This is a genomic window from Bradyrhizobium ottawaense, from assembly GCF_002278135.3.
Lineage (GTDB): Bacteria > Pseudomonadota > Alphaproteobacteria > Rhizobiales > Xanthobacteraceae > Bradyrhizobium > Bradyrhizobium ottawaense.
Window position 1 is genome coordinate 831,042 of sequence record NZ_CP029425.2, and the last position, 15,819, is coordinate 846,860.

General features: G+C 64.7%; 14 protein-coding genes. 4 read left to right on the plus strand and 10 right to left on the minus strand.

Annotated features, from left to right (window positions below):
- Positions 1-169: 169 nt before the first annotated feature.
- From CIT37_RS03870 to cyoA, 7 genes are read right to left on the minus strand one after another with little or no spacing between them, the layout of a single operon-like run.
- Entirely contained in the window at positions 170-703 is a 534-nt protein-coding gene (locus CIT37_RS03870) for a response regulator transcription factor (RefSeq protein WP_018316482.1), read from the minus strand.
- A complete protein-coding gene (locus CIT37_RS03875) occupies positions 693-2,096 on the minus strand; it encodes an ATP-binding protein (protein WP_028141839.1) in 1,404 nt (467 codons plus the stop codon). Before CIT37_RS03875 ends, CIT37_RS03870 begins: the two co-directional genes overlap by 11 nt.
- Positions 2,068-2,919 carry an SURF1 family protein gene (locus tag CIT37_RS03880; protein WP_095424758.1) on the minus strand — a complete coding sequence of 284 codons (852 nt, stop codon included), beginning with the start codon at positions 2,917-2,919 and terminating at the stop codon, positions 2,068-2,070. Before CIT37_RS03880 ends, CIT37_RS03875 begins: the two co-directional genes overlap by 29 nt.
- The gene (cyoD, locus tag CIT37_RS03885) at positions 2,916-3,296 is read right to left on the minus strand and encodes a cytochrome o ubiquinol oxidase subunit IV (protein WP_028141837.1); all 381 of its coding nucleotides are present in this window, start codon (positions 3,294-3,296) and stop codon (positions 2,916-2,918) included. Before cyoD ends, CIT37_RS03880 begins: the two co-directional genes overlap by 4 nt.
- On the minus strand, positions 3,293-3,922 hold the full coding sequence (gene cyoC / locus CIT37_RS03890) for a cytochrome o ubiquinol oxidase subunit III (protein WP_095424759.1): 630 nt from the start codon (positions 3,920-3,922) through the stop codon (positions 3,293-3,295). Before cyoC ends, cyoD begins: the two co-directional genes overlap by 4 nt.
- On the minus strand, positions 3,923-5,920 hold the full coding sequence (cyoB, locus tag CIT37_RS03895; RefSeq protein WP_038951155.1) for a cytochrome o ubiquinol oxidase subunit I: 1,998 nt from the start codon (positions 5,918-5,920) through the stop codon (positions 3,923-3,925).
- A gap of 12 nt (positions 5,921-5,932) precedes the next feature.
- Entirely contained in the window at positions 5,933-7,093 is a 1,161-nt protein-coding gene (gene cyoA / locus CIT37_RS03900) for a ubiquinol oxidase subunit II (RefSeq protein ID WP_028141834.1), read from the minus strand.
- Positions 7,094-7,272: 179 nt separating this feature from the next.
- Between cyoA and CIT37_RS03905 the strand changes: the two genes are divergently transcribed.
- Entirely contained in the window at positions 7,273-8,601 is a 1,329-nt protein-coding gene (locus tag CIT37_RS03905) for an MFS transporter (RefSeq protein WP_028141833.1), read from the plus strand.
- Between the two features lie 224 nt (positions 8,602-8,825).
- On the opposite strand, the gene CIT37_RS03910 is transcribed toward CIT37_RS03905, so the two are convergent.
- From CIT37_RS03910 to CIT37_RS03920, 3 genes are all read right to left on the minus strand, one after another.
- Positions 8,826-9,797, minus strand: coding sequence for an IS110 family RNA-guided transposase (locus tag CIT37_RS03910; protein WP_161966330.1), 972 nt, complete (start codon positions 9,795-9,797; stop codon positions 8,826-8,828).
- A gap of 306 nt (positions 9,798-10,103) precedes the next feature.
- Positions 10,104-11,495: a M48 family metalloprotease gene (locus CIT37_RS03915; protein WP_240536542.1), complete on the minus strand. Its 1,392-nt coding sequence runs from the start codon at positions 11,493-11,495 to the stop codon at positions 10,104-10,106.
- A gap of 134 nt (positions 11,496-11,629) precedes the next feature.
- Positions 11,630-12,400 carry a thermonuclease family protein gene (locus tag CIT37_RS03920; protein WP_095425349.1) on the minus strand — a complete coding sequence of 257 codons (771 nt, stop codon included), beginning with the start codon at positions 12,398-12,400 and terminating at the stop codon, positions 11,630-11,632.
- 401 nt (positions 12,401-12,801) lie between these two features.
- Between CIT37_RS03920 and CIT37_RS03925 the strand changes: the two genes are divergently transcribed.
- The 3 genes from CIT37_RS03925 (at position 12,802) to CIT37_RS03935 (ending at position 15,684) form a co-directional block, all read left to right on the plus strand.
- Entirely contained in the window at positions 12,802-14,010 is a 1,209-nt protein-coding gene (locus CIT37_RS03925; protein ID WP_028141831.1) for an ABC transporter substrate-binding protein, read from the plus strand.
- A gap of 136 nt (positions 14,011-14,146) precedes the next feature.
- Positions 14,147-14,935: an enoyl-CoA hydratase gene (locus tag CIT37_RS03930; RefSeq protein WP_095425350.1), complete on the plus strand. Its 789-nt coding sequence runs from the start codon at positions 14,147-14,149 to the stop codon at positions 14,933-14,935.
- Between the two features lie 2 nt (positions 14,936-14,937).
- Positions 14,938-15,684, plus strand: coding sequence for a VOC family protein (locus tag CIT37_RS03935; protein ID WP_028141829.1), 747 nt, complete (start codon positions 14,938-14,940; stop codon positions 15,682-15,684).
- Positions 15,685-15,819: the final 135 nt, after the last annotated feature.

Below are 15,819 nucleotides of genomic sequence, written 5' to 3' on the forward strand. Positions count from 1 at the left end.
ACTCGGTGTCGTCCCGGCGAACGCCGGGACCCATACCCCAGGGAGAAGTTTGACGAAGACTAGTCGCTCGGTACGCCTACCGATCGCAACGATAGATTCCGCGGTATGGGTCCCGGCGTTCGCCGGGACGACGAGAGGAGAGAGTCTTCGTCAAACGACGCGTGGCCGCCTACTTCACCGGCCGCTTCTCGAGCTTGCGCGCCAGCGTGCGCCGGTGCATGCCGAGCCTTCGCGCCGCTTCCGAGATGTTGAAATCCGTCTCGATCAGGGTCTGGTGGATGCGCTCCCATTCCAGCGTCTTGATCGAGGTCGGCCGTGCATCGAGCGCGACCTCGGCGTTGCCTTCGGCTTTGTTGAAGGCGGCTTCGATGTCGTCGGTGTTCGAGGGCTTTGCGAGATAGTGGCAGGCGCCCAGCTTGATCGCCTCGACGGCGGTCGAAATGCTGGCAAAGCCTGTGAGCACCACGATCAGCATGTCAGGATCATGCGTGTGCAGGAGCTCGACGCAGGCGAGGCCCGAGGCGCCGCCGAGCTTGAGGTCGACAACGGCGTGGCCGAAGGAGCGCTCCTCCAGCACGTTCCGCACGTCCTCGATCGAGGCGGCGAGCACGACATCATAGCCGCGGCGCTCGAACGAGCGCTTCAGCGTGCGCGCAAAGCCGGCATCGTCCTCGACGACGATGAGCGAACGGTCAGGCGTCAAAATTCCCTCCGATCGCCAACGTTGCGAGCGGCAGCGTGAGGCGGACCGTGGCGCCGCGCTTCCTGTGGTTCTCGGCGGTCACGCTGCCTCCGAGCTTGCGCACGACGTTCACCACCAGGAACAGCCCGAGCCCGCCGCCAGCGCGGCCCTTGCTCGAGTGATAGGGCTTTCCGAGCTGCGCCAGCATCTCCGGCGCAAAGCCGGGGCCGCGATCGCTGATCGACAGCACGAGATTGTCGCCCTCGCGCTCGGCGACGAGCTCGACCCATTCCCGCGAGACCTCGTAGGCGTTGTCGAGCACGTTGAAGATGACCTGCTTCAACGCGATGTCGGAGACGATGGCGACGTCTGCGCCGAACGTATTGACGAAGTAGAGCGTCCGCGCCGAACGCGCGTCGCGCCATTCGTCGACCAGGGCGGTGACGAAGGCCGTCACCGTCGTCGGCGATGAGCCTTCGCCGCGTGCTTCGCCTGCCGAGACCAGGATCCCTGTCACGATCGACTTGCAGCGTTGCAGCGAGGTCTCCATCTCCGCGAGGTCCTCGGCGAGCTCCTGATCGGCGGCAAGATCGGGCATGCGGCGCCAATCGCTGAGGATCACCGAGAGCGAGGCGAGCGGCGTGCCGAGCTCATGGGCCGCGCCGGAGGCGAGCAGGCCCATGCGGACGATGTGATCCTGCTCGGCGGCATGCTGGCGCAAGGCTGCCAGATGCGCGTCGCGCTCCCTCAGGTTTCGATTGATGCGCGTGACGAACACGACCAGCAGCACGGCGTTGAGCACGAAGCCCAGCAGCATGCCGGCGACCGTGAGCGTGTAGGTCTCGCTCAATGGGTTGGGCGGCAGGTCCAGCGGGCGGTATGCCAGCGTCAGCCAGACAAAACTCGCGCAGGTCAGCGCGACCAGCGACCAGGTTGAGCGGGCATCGAGCAGCACCGCGCCGAGCGTCACCTGGAGCAGGAACAGCGAGGTGAAGGGATTGGTGGCGCCGCCAGAGAGGTAGAGCTGCGCGGTCAGCGCGGCGACGTCCAGCATCAAGGCGACCAGCAGCTCGTTGTTGGTGATCGCGGCGCGATGGCGCACCCAGACGAGGCTGGAGACGTTGAGCAGCACCAGCGCGCCGATCACCGCGCCCATCCGCTCCAGCGGCAGGGGAATGCCGAGCCCGAAATGCACGCCGCCGATGGTCACGATCTGGCCGACCACCGCGGTCCAGCGCAGCTGGATCAGCAGCGCCATGTTCTTGCGGTTCGTCTCGTCGTCGGTCGGAGTCGTGCCGATCAGCTCGCTGCGCGCGTCGGCCTGCGATTGCAGCGTGACGGCCAGCCCGTCATGCGCAAATGGTTGGGAAAGCGTCTTCCCGTCGTCAGGCCTGTTCGACGATCGTTCCAGCATCTGATCCCGTCCTGCGGGCGACGGCATCGGAGCCGCCGGCCGGTTCGTGGACGAAGCGTTTGCGGCGGAACAGCCCGCCGCCGAATGTGACGAAGAGTTTACCCGCCAGCATGAAAGCCAGGGCGAACCACGTCAGCGCGTAGATCAGGTGGTTATTGGGAAAGCTGACCACGGTCAATCCGCCGATCGGCCCGCTGCCGGATTGTGATCCGGCATCGGCATCGACGAAGAACGGCGCGACATCGTGCAGACCGCGGGCCGTCGCAATCGCGGCGACATCGCGCGAATACCAGCGGTTGTGCTGGGGCACGTTGTTCCGGAGGAATCCGCCTTTCGGCTCTGTGATGCGGAGCAGGCCGGTGATCTCGACCTGGCCGTCCGGATTGCCGTCCCGGCGCGTCGATGCGTCGCGCCGCTCGGACGGCACGAAGCCGCGGTTGACCAGGATCTGTGTGCCGTCGTTGCGCTGGAGCGGTGTCAGCACCCAATAGCCCGGGCCTTCCTCGGTGACCGCCTGGACCAGCGTCTCGCGGTCATGCAGGAAGCGGCCGGTGACGCTGACATGCCTGTATTCGTCATTTGCCGTGGAAACCGCAGGCCATGAATCGGGCGAGGGGACCGGCTGGGCCGGGGCATGGACGCGCTGCTCGACGCGGTCGATCAGCGCCAGCTTCCAGGCGCGGCGCTCGATCTGCCAGACGCCGAGTGCGATCAGAAGAACAAAGGCCGTCAGCGAGAGGACCGTGAGCCACAGGGACGGGGACCGCGCAGCCTCGCTGCGCGCTCCGTTCGCCCGGCTTGTCTCGGTCCCTGACTCGCTCACTTCATTCCGCTCATCTGGTGCATCGGCATCATGTTGCTGTTGAGGTGGCTCATCACCCACAGCGAACCCGACAGCGCGATCACCACCATCACGATGGTGAAGATCAGCGCCATCATGCTCCAACCGTTCTCGGACGTCGTGTTCATGTGCAGGAAGTAGATCATGTGCACGACGATCTGCACGACTGCGAAGGCCATGATGACGAGCGCGGTGATCTGCTTGCTCGGCAGTGCGCCGCTCATCACCAGCCAGAACGGGATCGCGGTCAGCACGACCGAGAGCACGAAACCGAGCATATAGGTCGAGAACGAGCCGTGGGCGTGGCCGCCTTCGTGGTGATGATCGCCCGCATGGGCGGCATGGGTATCGGTGTTCATCGCAGAACTCCCAGGAGATAGACGAAGGTGAAGACGCCGATCCAGACCACGTCGAGGAAGTGCCAGAACATCGAGAGGCACATCAGACGGCGGCGGTTGGCTTCGATCAGGCCGAACTTCTGGACCTGCACCATCAGCGTCACCAGCCAGATCAGGCCGCAGGAGACGTGCAGGCCGTGGGTGCCGACCAGGGTGAAGAACGCCGACAGGAAGGCGCTGCGCTGGGGCGTGGCGCCTTCATGGATCATGTGAGCGAACTCGGTGAGTTCGATGCCGATGAAGGCGAGGCCGAACAAGCCGGTGATCGCCAGCCAGACCTGCGTCTGTGCGACCCGGTTCTGCTGCATCGTCAGCATGGCAAAACCATACGTGATCGATGAAAGCAGCAGCATCGAGGTGTTCACCGCGACCAGGTTCAGGTCGAACAGGTCCTTCGGCGCGGGACCTGCGGCGTAGTTGCCGCCGAGCACGCCGAAGGTGGCGAACAGGATCGCGAAGATGAGACAGTCGCTCATCAGGTAGATCCAGAAGCCGAGCGAGGTGCTCCAGCCTTCCGGATGCGGGTGCTCGTCGGCGAGATAGAAGACCGGCTCGCCGGTCTGGGCGGGATTGACAGCGACAGTCATTTACTTGGCTCCGGCGAGCAGTTTGGTGCGCGCGTCCTCGGTCCGGATGACGTCTTCAGCCGGAATGTCGAAGTCGCGGTGATAGTTGAAGGTGTGGCCGATACCGACGACGAGCAGCGCGGCGAAGCTCACGGCGGCGAGCCACCACATGTACCAGATCAGGCCGAATCCCATCGCGGTGGCGAGGCCGGCGAGGATGATGCCGGTGCCGGTGCTGCTGGGCATGTGGATCGGCCTGAACCCGGTGAGCGGACGCTGGTAGCCGCGCTTCTTCATGTCCCACCACGCGTCATTGTCGTGAACGACGGGGGTGAAGGCGAAGTTGTAGTCGGGAGGGGGCGAGGAGGTCGCCCATTCCAGCGTGCGCGCGTCCCAGGGATCGCCGGTGACGTCCTTGAGCTGCTCGCGCCTGAGGAAGCTGACCGCGAACTGCATCAGCATGCTGAGGATACCGAGGAGGACGAGGAAGGCCCCGATCGCGGCGATGACGAACCAGATCTGCAAGGACGGATCGTCGAACACGCGCAGGCGACGGGTCACGCCCATCAGGCCGAGCACGTAGAGCGGCATGAAGGCGAGGTAGAAGCCGGTGACCCAGAACCAGAACGACATCTTGCCCCAGAACGGATCGAGCTTGAAGCCGAACGCTTTCGGGAACCAGTAGGAGATGCCGGCGAAGGCGCCGAACACCACGCCGCCGATGATCACGTTGTGGAAGTGTGCGATCAGGAACAGGCTGTTGTGCAGGACGAAGTCGGCCGGCGGCACCGCCAGCAGCACGCCGGTCATGCCGCCGATCACGAAGGTCAGCATGAAGGCGATCGTCCACATCATGGGCAGCTCGTAGCGGATACGGCCGCGATACATCGTGAACAGCCAATTGAACATCTTCGCGCCCGTCGGGATCGAGATGATCATCGTGGTGATGCCGAAGAAAGAGTTGACGCTGGCGCCCGAGCCCATCGTGAAGAAGTGGTGCAGCCAGACCAGGTACGACAGGATGGTGATGACGACCGTGGCGTAGACCATCGAGGTGTAGCCGAACAGCCGCTTGCCGGAGAAGGTCGAGGTCACCTCCGAGAAGATGCCGAACGCCGGGAGAACCAGGATGTAGACCTCGGGATGGCCCCAGATCCAGATCAGGTTCACGTACATCATCGGGCTGCCGCCGAAATCGTTCGTGAAGAAGTTGGTGCCGACGTAGCGGTCGAGCGAGAGCAGCGCGAGCACGACGGTCAGGACCGGGAAGGAGGCGACGATCAGGACGTTGGTGCAGAGCGAGGTCCAGGTGAAGACCGGCATCTTCATCATGGTCATGCCGGGGCAGCGCAGCTTGACGATGGTGCAGATCAGGTTGATGCCTGACAGCGTCGTGCCGACGCCGGCGACCTGCAGCGCCCAGATGTAATAGTCGACGCCGACATCGGGACTGTAGCCGATGTTCGACAGCGGCGGATAAGCCAGCCAGCCGGTGCGGGCGAACTCGCCGATGAACAGCGAAGCCATCACCAGCACTGCGCCGCCGACCGTCATCCAGAAGCTGAAATTGTTCAGGAACGGGAACGACACGTCGCGCGCGCCGATCTGGAGCGGCACGACGTAGTTCATCAGGCCGGTCACCAGCGGCATCGCCACGAAGAAGATCATGATCACCCCGTGGGCGGTGAAGACCTGATCGTAGTGATGTGCGTTGAGATAGCCTTCGGAGCCGCCAAAGGCGAGCATCTGCTGGCCGCGCATCATCAGCGCATCGGCGAAGCCCCGCAGCAGCATCACGATGCCGAGGATCATGTACATGATGCCGATGCGCTTGTGGTCGACGGTGGTGAACCATTCGCGCCAGAGATAACCCCAGAGGCGGAAATAGGTGAGACCGCCGAGCAGTGCGGCGCCGCCGAGCGCGACCACCGCGAAGGTGCCGACGACGATCGGCTCGTGCAGCGGTAGCGATTCGAAGCCGAGCCGGCCGAAGATGAGCTTGAGAAGATCAGGAGACATGCGGGGATCTCTTTAGGAGTCTGACTTCGGACGCAGTCCGAGGAAGAAGGACGAGGACTTGAGCGGCGCGAAGCTCGGCCGCTTCAGGCCGGCGCCGAGCAACGGCGCCGTGTCGACGGGAGCCGTGATGGACGCCGTGGTCTTGCCCTGCGGCGCATCGGGCGTGCAGATGCCGGCCACGAAAGTCGGCTCCGGCCCGAGCGGGGTGCCGCGGCGGGCGTACTTGTCGTAAGTGAGCGGCAGGATGTTGTTCAGGCCCTGATGACCGTTGCCGCCCTTGGCGTCGATCGCCATCATCTCGCTCTGGCACATCTTGCCGGTCTCGACGCACATGTTGAGGATCAGACGGTAGAGATCGGAGTCGATCGTGCCGTAGCGGCGCACCGGCTCGTTCTGGCTGGGCTTTTCGAGCTGGAGATATTCGGCGCGGCCGAGCGAGCCGCCGGCGGATTTGGCGCTGGCGATCCAGGCGTCAAAACCCTTGTCGTCAAGTCCCCTAAAGTTGAAGTGCATGCCGGAGAAGCCGGCGCCGCTGTAGTTCGCCGAGAAGCCCTTATACGTGCCGGCGTGGTTGACGACGGCGTGGAGCTTCGTCTCCATTCCCGGCATCGCGTAGATCTGGCCGGCGAGCGCGGGGATGTAGAACGAGTTCATCACCGAGGACGCGGTGATGCGGAATTTGATCGGACGGTCGACCGGAGCTGCGAGCTCGTTGACGGTGGCGATGCCGTAGTCGGGATAGATGAAGAGCCACTTCCAATCGAGCGCGACGACGTCGACCTCGAGCGGAGCCTTGGACTGGTCCAAGGCGCGGTCGGCATGGATGCGGCCGAGCGTGCGATAGGGGTCGAGCAGATGGGTGCCCATCCAGGTCAGCGCGCCCAGGCAGACGATGATCAGCAGCGGTGCGGACCAGATCACCAGCTCGAGCTTGGTCGAGTGGTCCCATTCCGGCTCGTAGCGAGCGGCCGTGTTGGACTGGCGATAGCGCCAGGCGAACAGCACCGTCAGCGCCATCACGGGGACGACGATCAAGAGCATCAGGACGGTGGAGATGATGACGAGGTCGCGCTGCTGGGCGGCGATATCGCCGGCTGGCGCCAGCACGACGTAGTCGCAGCCGCTGAGCGCGGCAGCCAGAGGTAGTAGCGCCAGGATCTTGAGACGAGACACGGGCCGAGCCTTTGAGAATGAGTTTCTTTTGCGGGGCCAACGGGTAGCTGCGGCGCAACAATCCGGACATTGGACAATTTGTCCAATGTTGCAGTGCGGAATGTTGGGCCAGAGAAGGCCAGATTGCCCGGCGCCCGCCGGGCGGTCGGCTTTGGTTTCAGGACGTTAAGGGCGCACGAATGGCGACGGCACAGACCCCCGCAATGGCAGACCTCCACACGGGCGAGCACGGCCACGACCAGGCCAGTCCCGGCGAGATCGCCATCGGCGTCATCATCGGCCGCACCTCGGAATTCTTCGACTTCTTCGTCTTCGCGATCGCCTCGGTGATCGTGTTCCCGCGCCTGGTGTTCCCGTTCGCGAGCGAACTGACCGGCACGCTCTATTCTTTCATGATCTTCGCGCTGGCCTTCATGGCCCGGCCGATCGGCACCGTCATTTTCATGACGGTTGACCGTGCCTACGGCAAGACCGCAAAGCTGATCTCGGCGCTGTTCCTGCTCGGCACCGCCACGGTCGCGCTGGCGTTCCTGCCGGGCTATCACGACATCGGCGTTGCCGCGATCTGGTTGCTGGCGCTGGCGCGCATCGCGCAGGGTCTGGCCTGGGGCGGCGCCTGGGACGGCATGGCTTCGCTGCTCGCGCTGAACGCGCCGCCCTCCAAGCGCGGCTGGTACGCGATGGTGCCGCAGCTCGGCGCCCCGCTCGGGCTGATCGTGGCGAGCGCGCTGTTCGCCTATTTCGCCGGCAATCTCTCGGCCGACGATTTCTTCGACTGGGGCTGGCGCTATCCGTTCTTCGTCGCGTTTGCCATCAACGTCGTGGCGCTGTTCGCGCGCCTGCGCATGGTGACGACCGAGGAATATGCCTCGCTGTTCGAGACCCGCGAATTGCAGCCCGCGCGCATCTCCGACACCGTCGCGAGCGAAGGCCAGAACATCATGTTGGGGGCGTTCGCGCCGCTGGCGAGCTTCGCGCTGTTCCACATGGTCACGGTGTTTCCGCTGTCCTGGGTGTTCCTGTTCACCCGCGAAAGCCCGGTGCGCTTCCTGATCATCGAGATCGTCGCCGCCGTGTTCGGTGTCGGTGCGATCGTGCTGTCCGGCGTCATCGCCGACCGCGTCGGCCGCAAGTCGCTGCTGATGGGATCGGCGATCGCGATCGCGATCTACAGCGGTTTTGCCCCGCAGCTGCTCGATGCCGGCGCGTTCGGCGAGACCATCTACATGGTGATCGGCTTCATCCTGCTCGGCCTGTCCTTCGGCCAGTCCTCCGGCGCGATCGCCTCGAACTTCAAGCAGGCGTACCGCTACACGGCGTCCGCGCTGACCTCGGACATGGCTTGGCTGTTCGGTGCCGGCTTCGCTCCGCTGGTCGCATTGCTGCTTGCCACCAATCTCGGTGTCATCGCCTCGGGTGCGTACCTGCTGTCCGGTGCGTTCTGGACCCTGCTTGCGCTCTGGCTCAGCGGCCAGCGCGAGGCGGGCGACATGGACGCGGGGCGCTGAGGCTCAAGCGGTCGCCACACAACAGCTGTCGTAGCAACCATTAAAGCACGCCCGATTTCCGCGAGCATGACGCCGTGCTTGCGGCCGTCAAGGCGTGGCCTGGCGGCAGTCGACGTGAGGTGAGACGAGCGCGACGGCCATCCTTGACGGCCGCGGCGCGCGGCGTCGTCTTGACGGCAGGTCGGGACGAAGAAACGGTCGCCTGATCGAACAAAGAAACGAGATCAGGTGACGGACACACTCGCGGTTCTGGGCGGTTCGGCGACCCACGGTGTTCCGCGGGCGACGACGGCGTTGATGATGACGATCAGCTTCCTGGCACAGGCGACCAGCGCGCGCTTGTGGCCCTTGCCGGCGGCGATCAGCCGGCTGTACAGGGCCATGAGTTGCGGATTCCAGCGGAAGGATGCCGGAAGAGCTGCGGTGTAGAGCGCCTGACGCAAGCGCTGGCGTCCGCCGTCAATCCTGCGGGCGCCGACATGCTTGCCGCTGTCGTCATCGTACGGCGCAAGCCCGGTGAGGGCTGCGGCTTGCTCGCGGGTGATCTGACCGATCTCGGGCATCCTGATCAAGATGGCAACCGCGGTCGGCAAACCGCTGCCGCCAACGCTGTAGATCAGATCGAGCCGTGCGGCGAGATCGCGATGCTTGCGGATCGCTGCCACCAGGGCCTTGAACTCGGCTCGTCTGTGCTTGGCCAACAGAGCGATCTGCTCCTTCCAGAACTTCTGGACACGTTCGTCAGGGCAGCTCTCCAGCCGATTCTTGAGCTTTGCGATGTCCTCCTTGATCTGGTCGATCATCGTCAGATGCACGGCAAAAGGCTGCAGCCGGGGGTCTGGAGCGGGATGGATCTTCTTGACCGCGGCGGTGCAGGCCGCAATCAATGCGGCATCCATTTTGTCGTTCTTGGCCCGTTGCAAATGGAACGTGGCATAGGCGCGGACCTGGATCGGCTGAAACACGATGACGACAAACCGCTGGCGTCGCAGTTCGGCGACCGCCGCCTGCTCGTAACCACCGCTTGCCTCGATCCCAACCCGCTTGACCTTGTGGCGCTTCAGCCACTCCACCAGCTCCTGGTGGCCTTCCGCCGTGTTCTTGACCTGCAGCTCCTCCGAACTGCCATCGAGCGCCACGTCGAGCTTATCTTTGCTGGTATCGATTCCAGCACAGATCGTGTTACGTTTGGCCATCTTCCTCGACCCTCCCTTGTGATGCGAACCTGAAGTTCGTTCAACCATGCGGGTCCCGATGAAGTGCCGACCGCGATCTTGCTACAAAACGCAGCCCTCAAGGCTTCGGTGGGCATCGATCCGATCGATCGGCGGCCCAGCTCGGGCGGCCACCCGGGCTGGGCCATTCCTCACGGAACCAGGCCATTCTAATCCGGCGCGCTAATACAAGGGTGGGCAAAGGCGCGCTTCGCGCCGTGCCCACCATCTCTCTCGATCGCAAAAGATGCGTGGGCACGCTTGCGCTTTGCCCACCCTACGGCAGCGTCAATCCGCCACGATCTTCACGCGATCGCGCACCTTCACCTGCGCGGTGCGATCGAGGCCGTTCAGCACGCGAAAACGCTCGGCGGGATGATCGACGCCGGCCATGCGGTGGGAGAGCGATTCCACGGTGTCGCCGGGCTGCACGGTGATGACCTTGATGCGCAGCGGTCGCGCGGCCTGGATCTCGTCCAGCGTCAGGCGGCGGAACGAATTGACGGTCTCGCGCGCATTGCGCTCGCTCTCGGTCGACTTCTGCCGGGCCGCGAAGATGAAGCGATAGACGTCGCTGCCGAAGCGCAGCGCATAGACCTTGAACTGCCACTGGTCGCCCTTGGCGGCGGCGGACGCGGCCGGGAAGCCGTTGATGGTGATGTCTTCGGTGGACGCCTTCTCGACGCCCTCCATCCAGCCGGAATTGAGGTAGTCGCCGAGCGACTGCTCGGCCGGCACCCGCACCACGTCGAAACGCATCGCCTGTGCGCCGCCCTCGCGCACGCCGATCACGGCCTGGGCGGTGTTGTCGAGCGTGAAATTGTCCGGCGCCTGGAAGGTGAAGCCCAGCTTCGGATGCAGGAAGCGGCGGCCGCGGACGAAACCTTCGCTGGGGTCTTCGCCGTAGACGAGATTGTCGATCGCAGCGAGATAGGTCTCGCGGTCGCGCTCGGCGCCTTCAGGCGCAGTATATTGCCGCGCAATGGTCTGCGCGTTCTGCACGCGCTCCGGGGTCGCCGGATGCGACGAGGTGAAATCCTGCGCGCGCGGATCGAGCGAGCTCTTGCCGGCCTTCAGCTCGGCATTGCGTTCCATCGCCGAGAGGAAACGCGCCGCGCCGTAGGGGTCGAAATGCGCCTTGGCCGAAATGCCGACGCCGATGCCGTCGGCCTCGAACTCCTGCTTGCGCGAAAAGCTCGCCATGGTGAGCTTGGTCTTGGCCAGCGCCAGCGCGGTGAGGTCGGGGTCGTTGCTCATGTCGGTGACGACGCGGGTGACGATCGCGGCCTGGCGCGCCTGGTCCTCGCGCATCGCGGCGTGCTTGGACAGCACATGGGCCATCTCGTGGCTGAGCACGGAGGACAATTCCGAGGTGTCGCTGGCGAGCGCGAGAAGTCCGCGCGTGACATAGAGCTGGCCGTTCGGCAGCGCGAAGGCGTTCACGGCGCCGGAATTGAGGATGGTGACCTTGTAGCCCTGATCGGGACGGTCGGACGCAGCGACCAGCCGGTCGACGGTCTTGCTGACGAGTGATTCGAGCCTGGGATCGTCATAGGTGCCGCCATAGCTCGCCAGGATGCGCTCGTGCTCCTTCTCGGTGGCGGGTGTCTGCGCGACGGCCGGCTTGGGCTTGGGCATCGCAACGGTCGGCGGGGTCGCGGCGGCCTGGAACCGGCCCATGTCGCCACAGCCGGCGAGGGCCGTACCCAGCACGAGGCAAAGCGCGGCCGGCGCAGCCCGCAGGCGGCGGCCTTCATTCCGTACGTGCCGTTCTAGCACCCCATTCACGTCGCTTAACCCGTGCCTGGCCTGATTTAAGGCCTTACCCCTGTCGGCTCGTTTGCGCCCAGCAACTCGACCTGCCCCACGAGCCGCACATCGATCCGCGGCCCCGTACTTCCCTCGACCCAGCCCCGGACTCGAATACGCTTACTTTCCAATGACTTAATGGTGATTCCAGCGCTTTCGAACGCCGGCAGCGTGCGCTTTGAAATAGTCGCGGCAAAGCCACGTGTCCAGTTCCGTCCGAAGTTGAGGTAGGTCATTGCCCCAGCTTGCCGGACCGACAGGACTTTACCCTCGACCACCACAAAGCGCCCGATCCCCGCCAAAATATCGTCCGGACTTTCCGCGTTTTTTATGGCCGACGGGTCAGCCCAGTTGCCCTTTTTTTGGCGCCGCGCCTCGGCCTCCGACGTCATCAGGGCCGCCGCGCAGTCCTTGTCCGTGATTTCGGCGGAGACCATGGCGTCGCCCTGGGCGAGCAGCACGGCCTGCAACGGGGTGTCGCTTTCGCCGATGAAGACCAGTGCGCCTTGCCGGCCGTAGCGGTCGGGCGTGTCGTCGCTACCGCGAAGCGTCACGTCGCGGCCGGCGAGCAGCGAAGCCAGCGCCTGCTTCGTGGTCGCCGTCGTCTCGATGCCTGCGAGGCGGATTTCGCGGCCGTCATCGAGACGCACGCTGCGGGCATCGACGATGGCAGCGACACGGCCTTCGCCTTGGGATTCGAATTGGCACGGTGCGGCGGACGCGGTGCGACCCGCGAGGAGAAGAATTGCGACGGTGAGATGAAGCCGTTGCGCCACGTTGCCCGGAGAGGTTGCGTTATGCCTGGATCATAACTCAAACGATGCCAACGACGAAGGGGCCTTCGTAGGGTGGGCAAAGCGAAGCGTGCCCACGTCTTTGCCGATCGCGCGGGCCGTGGGCACGGCGCGAAGAGCGCGCCTTTGCCCACCCTACGGCAGCGCGTGTGGGGATTTGCTGTTACGTCACACGCCCGCAATGACGCGGAAAGATCTTGCGTCATTCCACCATTCCGCTTTGCGGAAAACATGACGCAATCGCAGACGCGCATCGCAGCCCGCGCTTGCTGCGCTCTTGCGCATGCGGCATGATTGCGGCAACAGCGATTGCCAATAACGATTGCCAAGAGCAACAACCAAGCCGCCATCAGAGTACGGCGCGACAAGGGAGATCGTTTTCCATGAAGACTGTTTTGTCGGGCATTTTTGCCGCCGCGTTTGCCCTCAGTGCGAGCGCCACCGCGCAGGCCCAGGACAAGCCACCTCTCAAGATCGGCGGCATCCTCGACATGTCGAGCCTCTATGCCGACATCACCGGTCCCGGCAGCGAGACCGCGGCCAAGATGGCGGTGGAGGATTTCGGCGGCGAGGTGTTGGGCCGCAAGATCCAGGTGCTGGCGGCCGACCATCAAAACAAGGCCGATCTCTCCGCCAACATCGCCCGCGATATGCTCGACAACCAGGGCGTCGAGATGATCTACGACGTCGCGGCTTCCGCCACTGCGCTTGCGGCCGGCGAGATCGCCAAAGCGCGCAACAAGATCATTATCTTCAACGGCCCGGGCTCGATCCGTCTCACCAACGAGGCCTGCGGTCCCTATACCATCCACTACGTGTTCGACACCTACGGCCAGGCCAATGTGACCGGCCTTGCGGCCGTGAAGTCTGGCCTCGACAGCTGGTTCTTCCTCACCGCCGATTACGCCTTCGGCCAGGACCTGGAGAAGGACACCAGTGCCGTCGTCATCAAGACGGGCGGCAAGGTGCTGGGCAGCGTGCGCCACCCGCTCAACACGTCGGATTTCTCCTCGTTCCTGCTCCAGGCCCAGGCCTCCAAGGCCAAGGTGATCGGGCTTGCGAATGCCGGCGGCGACACCGTCAACGCGATCAAGCAGGCGGCCGAGTTCGGCATCACCAAGGGCGGCCAGAAGGTCTCGCCGCTGCTCGCCTTCGTCACCGACATCGACTCGATCGGTCTGGAGACCGCGCAGGGCCTGCTGCTGGCGGAAGCCTTCTACTGGGACCTCAACGACGACACGCGCGCATTCTCGAAGCGCTTTCAGGAGCGCGTGAAGCGGCCGCCGACCTCGGCACAGGCCGGCGTCTACTCCTCCGTCACGCATTACCTGAAGGCGGTGAAGGCGGCCGGCACGACCGATGCAGCGACTGTCATGAAGGTGATGAAGGAGACGCCGATCAACGACTTCTTCGCCAAGGGTGGCAAGATCCGCGAGGACGGCCGCATGATCCACGACATGTACCTGTTCGAGGTGAAGAAGCCGTCGGAATCGAAGGCCCGCTGGGACGACTACAAGCTGCTCGCCACCGTGCCCGGCAGCGAGGCGTTCCAGTCGCTGGAGCAGTCGCGCTGCCCGCTGGTGAAGAAATGACGCGAAGCGTCATCCCGGGGCGCGCATGAGCGCGAACCCGGGATCCATCGGGCCGCAGTGATCGTCGACAAATGGATTCCGGGCTCGCGCTTCGCGCGCCCCGGAATGACGAAGGAAACAACGAGGGAGGCGCCCCATGAACGACATGGTCCTGCAAAAGCTCGAAGGCGGGCTGCTCACCATCACGATGAACCGGCCGGAGCGGAAGAACGCGCTCAACCCCGAGATGGTGGCCGGGCTGGTCGAAGCGGCACGGCGGGCGGCTGACGATGCGGAGGTGCGCGCGGTGCTGCTCAAGGGCGCTGGTGGCTCGTTCTGCGTCGGCGGCGACGTCAAGTCGATGGCCGCGGGCCGCGCGCCGCTGCCGTTCGAGCAGAAGCTTGCGAATCTGCGCCGCGGCATGGAGGTCTCGCGCATCCTGCACCAGATGCCGAAGCCTGTGGTGGCGCAGCTCGACGGCGCCGCGGCCGGCGCCGGCCTGTCGATGGCGCTGTCCTGCGATCTCCGTATCGCCTCGGAATCCTGCAAGATCACCACGGCCTTTGCCAAGGTCGGCTTCTCCGGCGATTACGGCGGCACCTATTTTCTCACCCAGCTGCTCGGCAGCGCGCGGGCGCGCGAGCTCTATCTGATGTCGCCGGTGCTCACCGCGAAGGAAGCGCATGCGATCGGCATGGTGACCAAGGTCGTGCCCGACGCCGAGATCGACGCCGCGGCCCACGAGCTGGCACTGTCGCTGGCGCAGGGGCCGTCGATCGCGCTCGGCTTCATCAAGCGCAACATCAACAATGCCGAGCATCTGGCGCTGGAGGATTGCTTCGACGGCGAGGCGATCCACCACACCCGCTGCGGCGACACCGAGGACCACAAGGAGGCCGCCAAGGCCTTCGTCGAGAAGCGCAAGCCGACCTTCAGGGGCGCCTGACCATGGCGCCCTATATGCGGTTGCGGCAGATCTGCCTGGTTGCGCCGCAGCTCGCGCCCGTCATCTCCGACATCGCGGAAATCATGGGCCTCGCCGTGTGCTATCGCGACGGCAATGTCGCCAAATACGGCCTGGAGAATGCGCTGCTCCCGGTCGACACGATCATGCTGGAGGTGGTGGCACCCTTCAAGGGCGGTACCACGGCCGGCCGCTTCATCGAGAAGACCGGCGGCCGCGGTGGCTACATGGCGATCTTCTGCTGCAATGATCCCGACGAGCGTGGCCGCAACGCCAACGCGCTTGGCGTGCGCACCGCCAACGTCATCGATCATGCGCCCTATCACGGCGTCCAGCTCCACCCCCGCGACTGCCGTGCCGCCTTCATCGAGTTCAACCACACCGAAGGCAGCGATGACATTCTTGGCGCCTATCCGCCGGCAGGACCGGACTGGCAAAAATTCATCCGCAAGGACGTGACGCAGGCGCTGACGGGCGTGGAGATGCAGAGCCCTGATCCGCAAGGCCTGGCCGAGCACTGGGGCAAGATCATCGGCGTTGCGCCTGAAGGTGCCGAGCTGAAGCTGCCCAATGCGACCTTCCGCTTCGTGAAAGGCGCCAGCGAGATCATGAGCGCGCTCGAGTTTCGGGTGGCGGATCGGGCGAGCGTGCTGCATGCCGCGAAGGCGAGGGGGCTTGCGGTTGCCGGGAGCGAGTTCCTGTTGGGTGGGGTGACGTTCCGCGTCGGTTGATGGTCTTCTCGTTGTCCGCCACCCTGAGGTGCTCGCCTCTTCGGCGAGCCTCGAAGGGCGACGGCCACCGGCGGGGCCGTTCATCCTTCGAGGCTTCTCATGGGACGCGTTGCATCCCATGCCTCGCACCTCAGG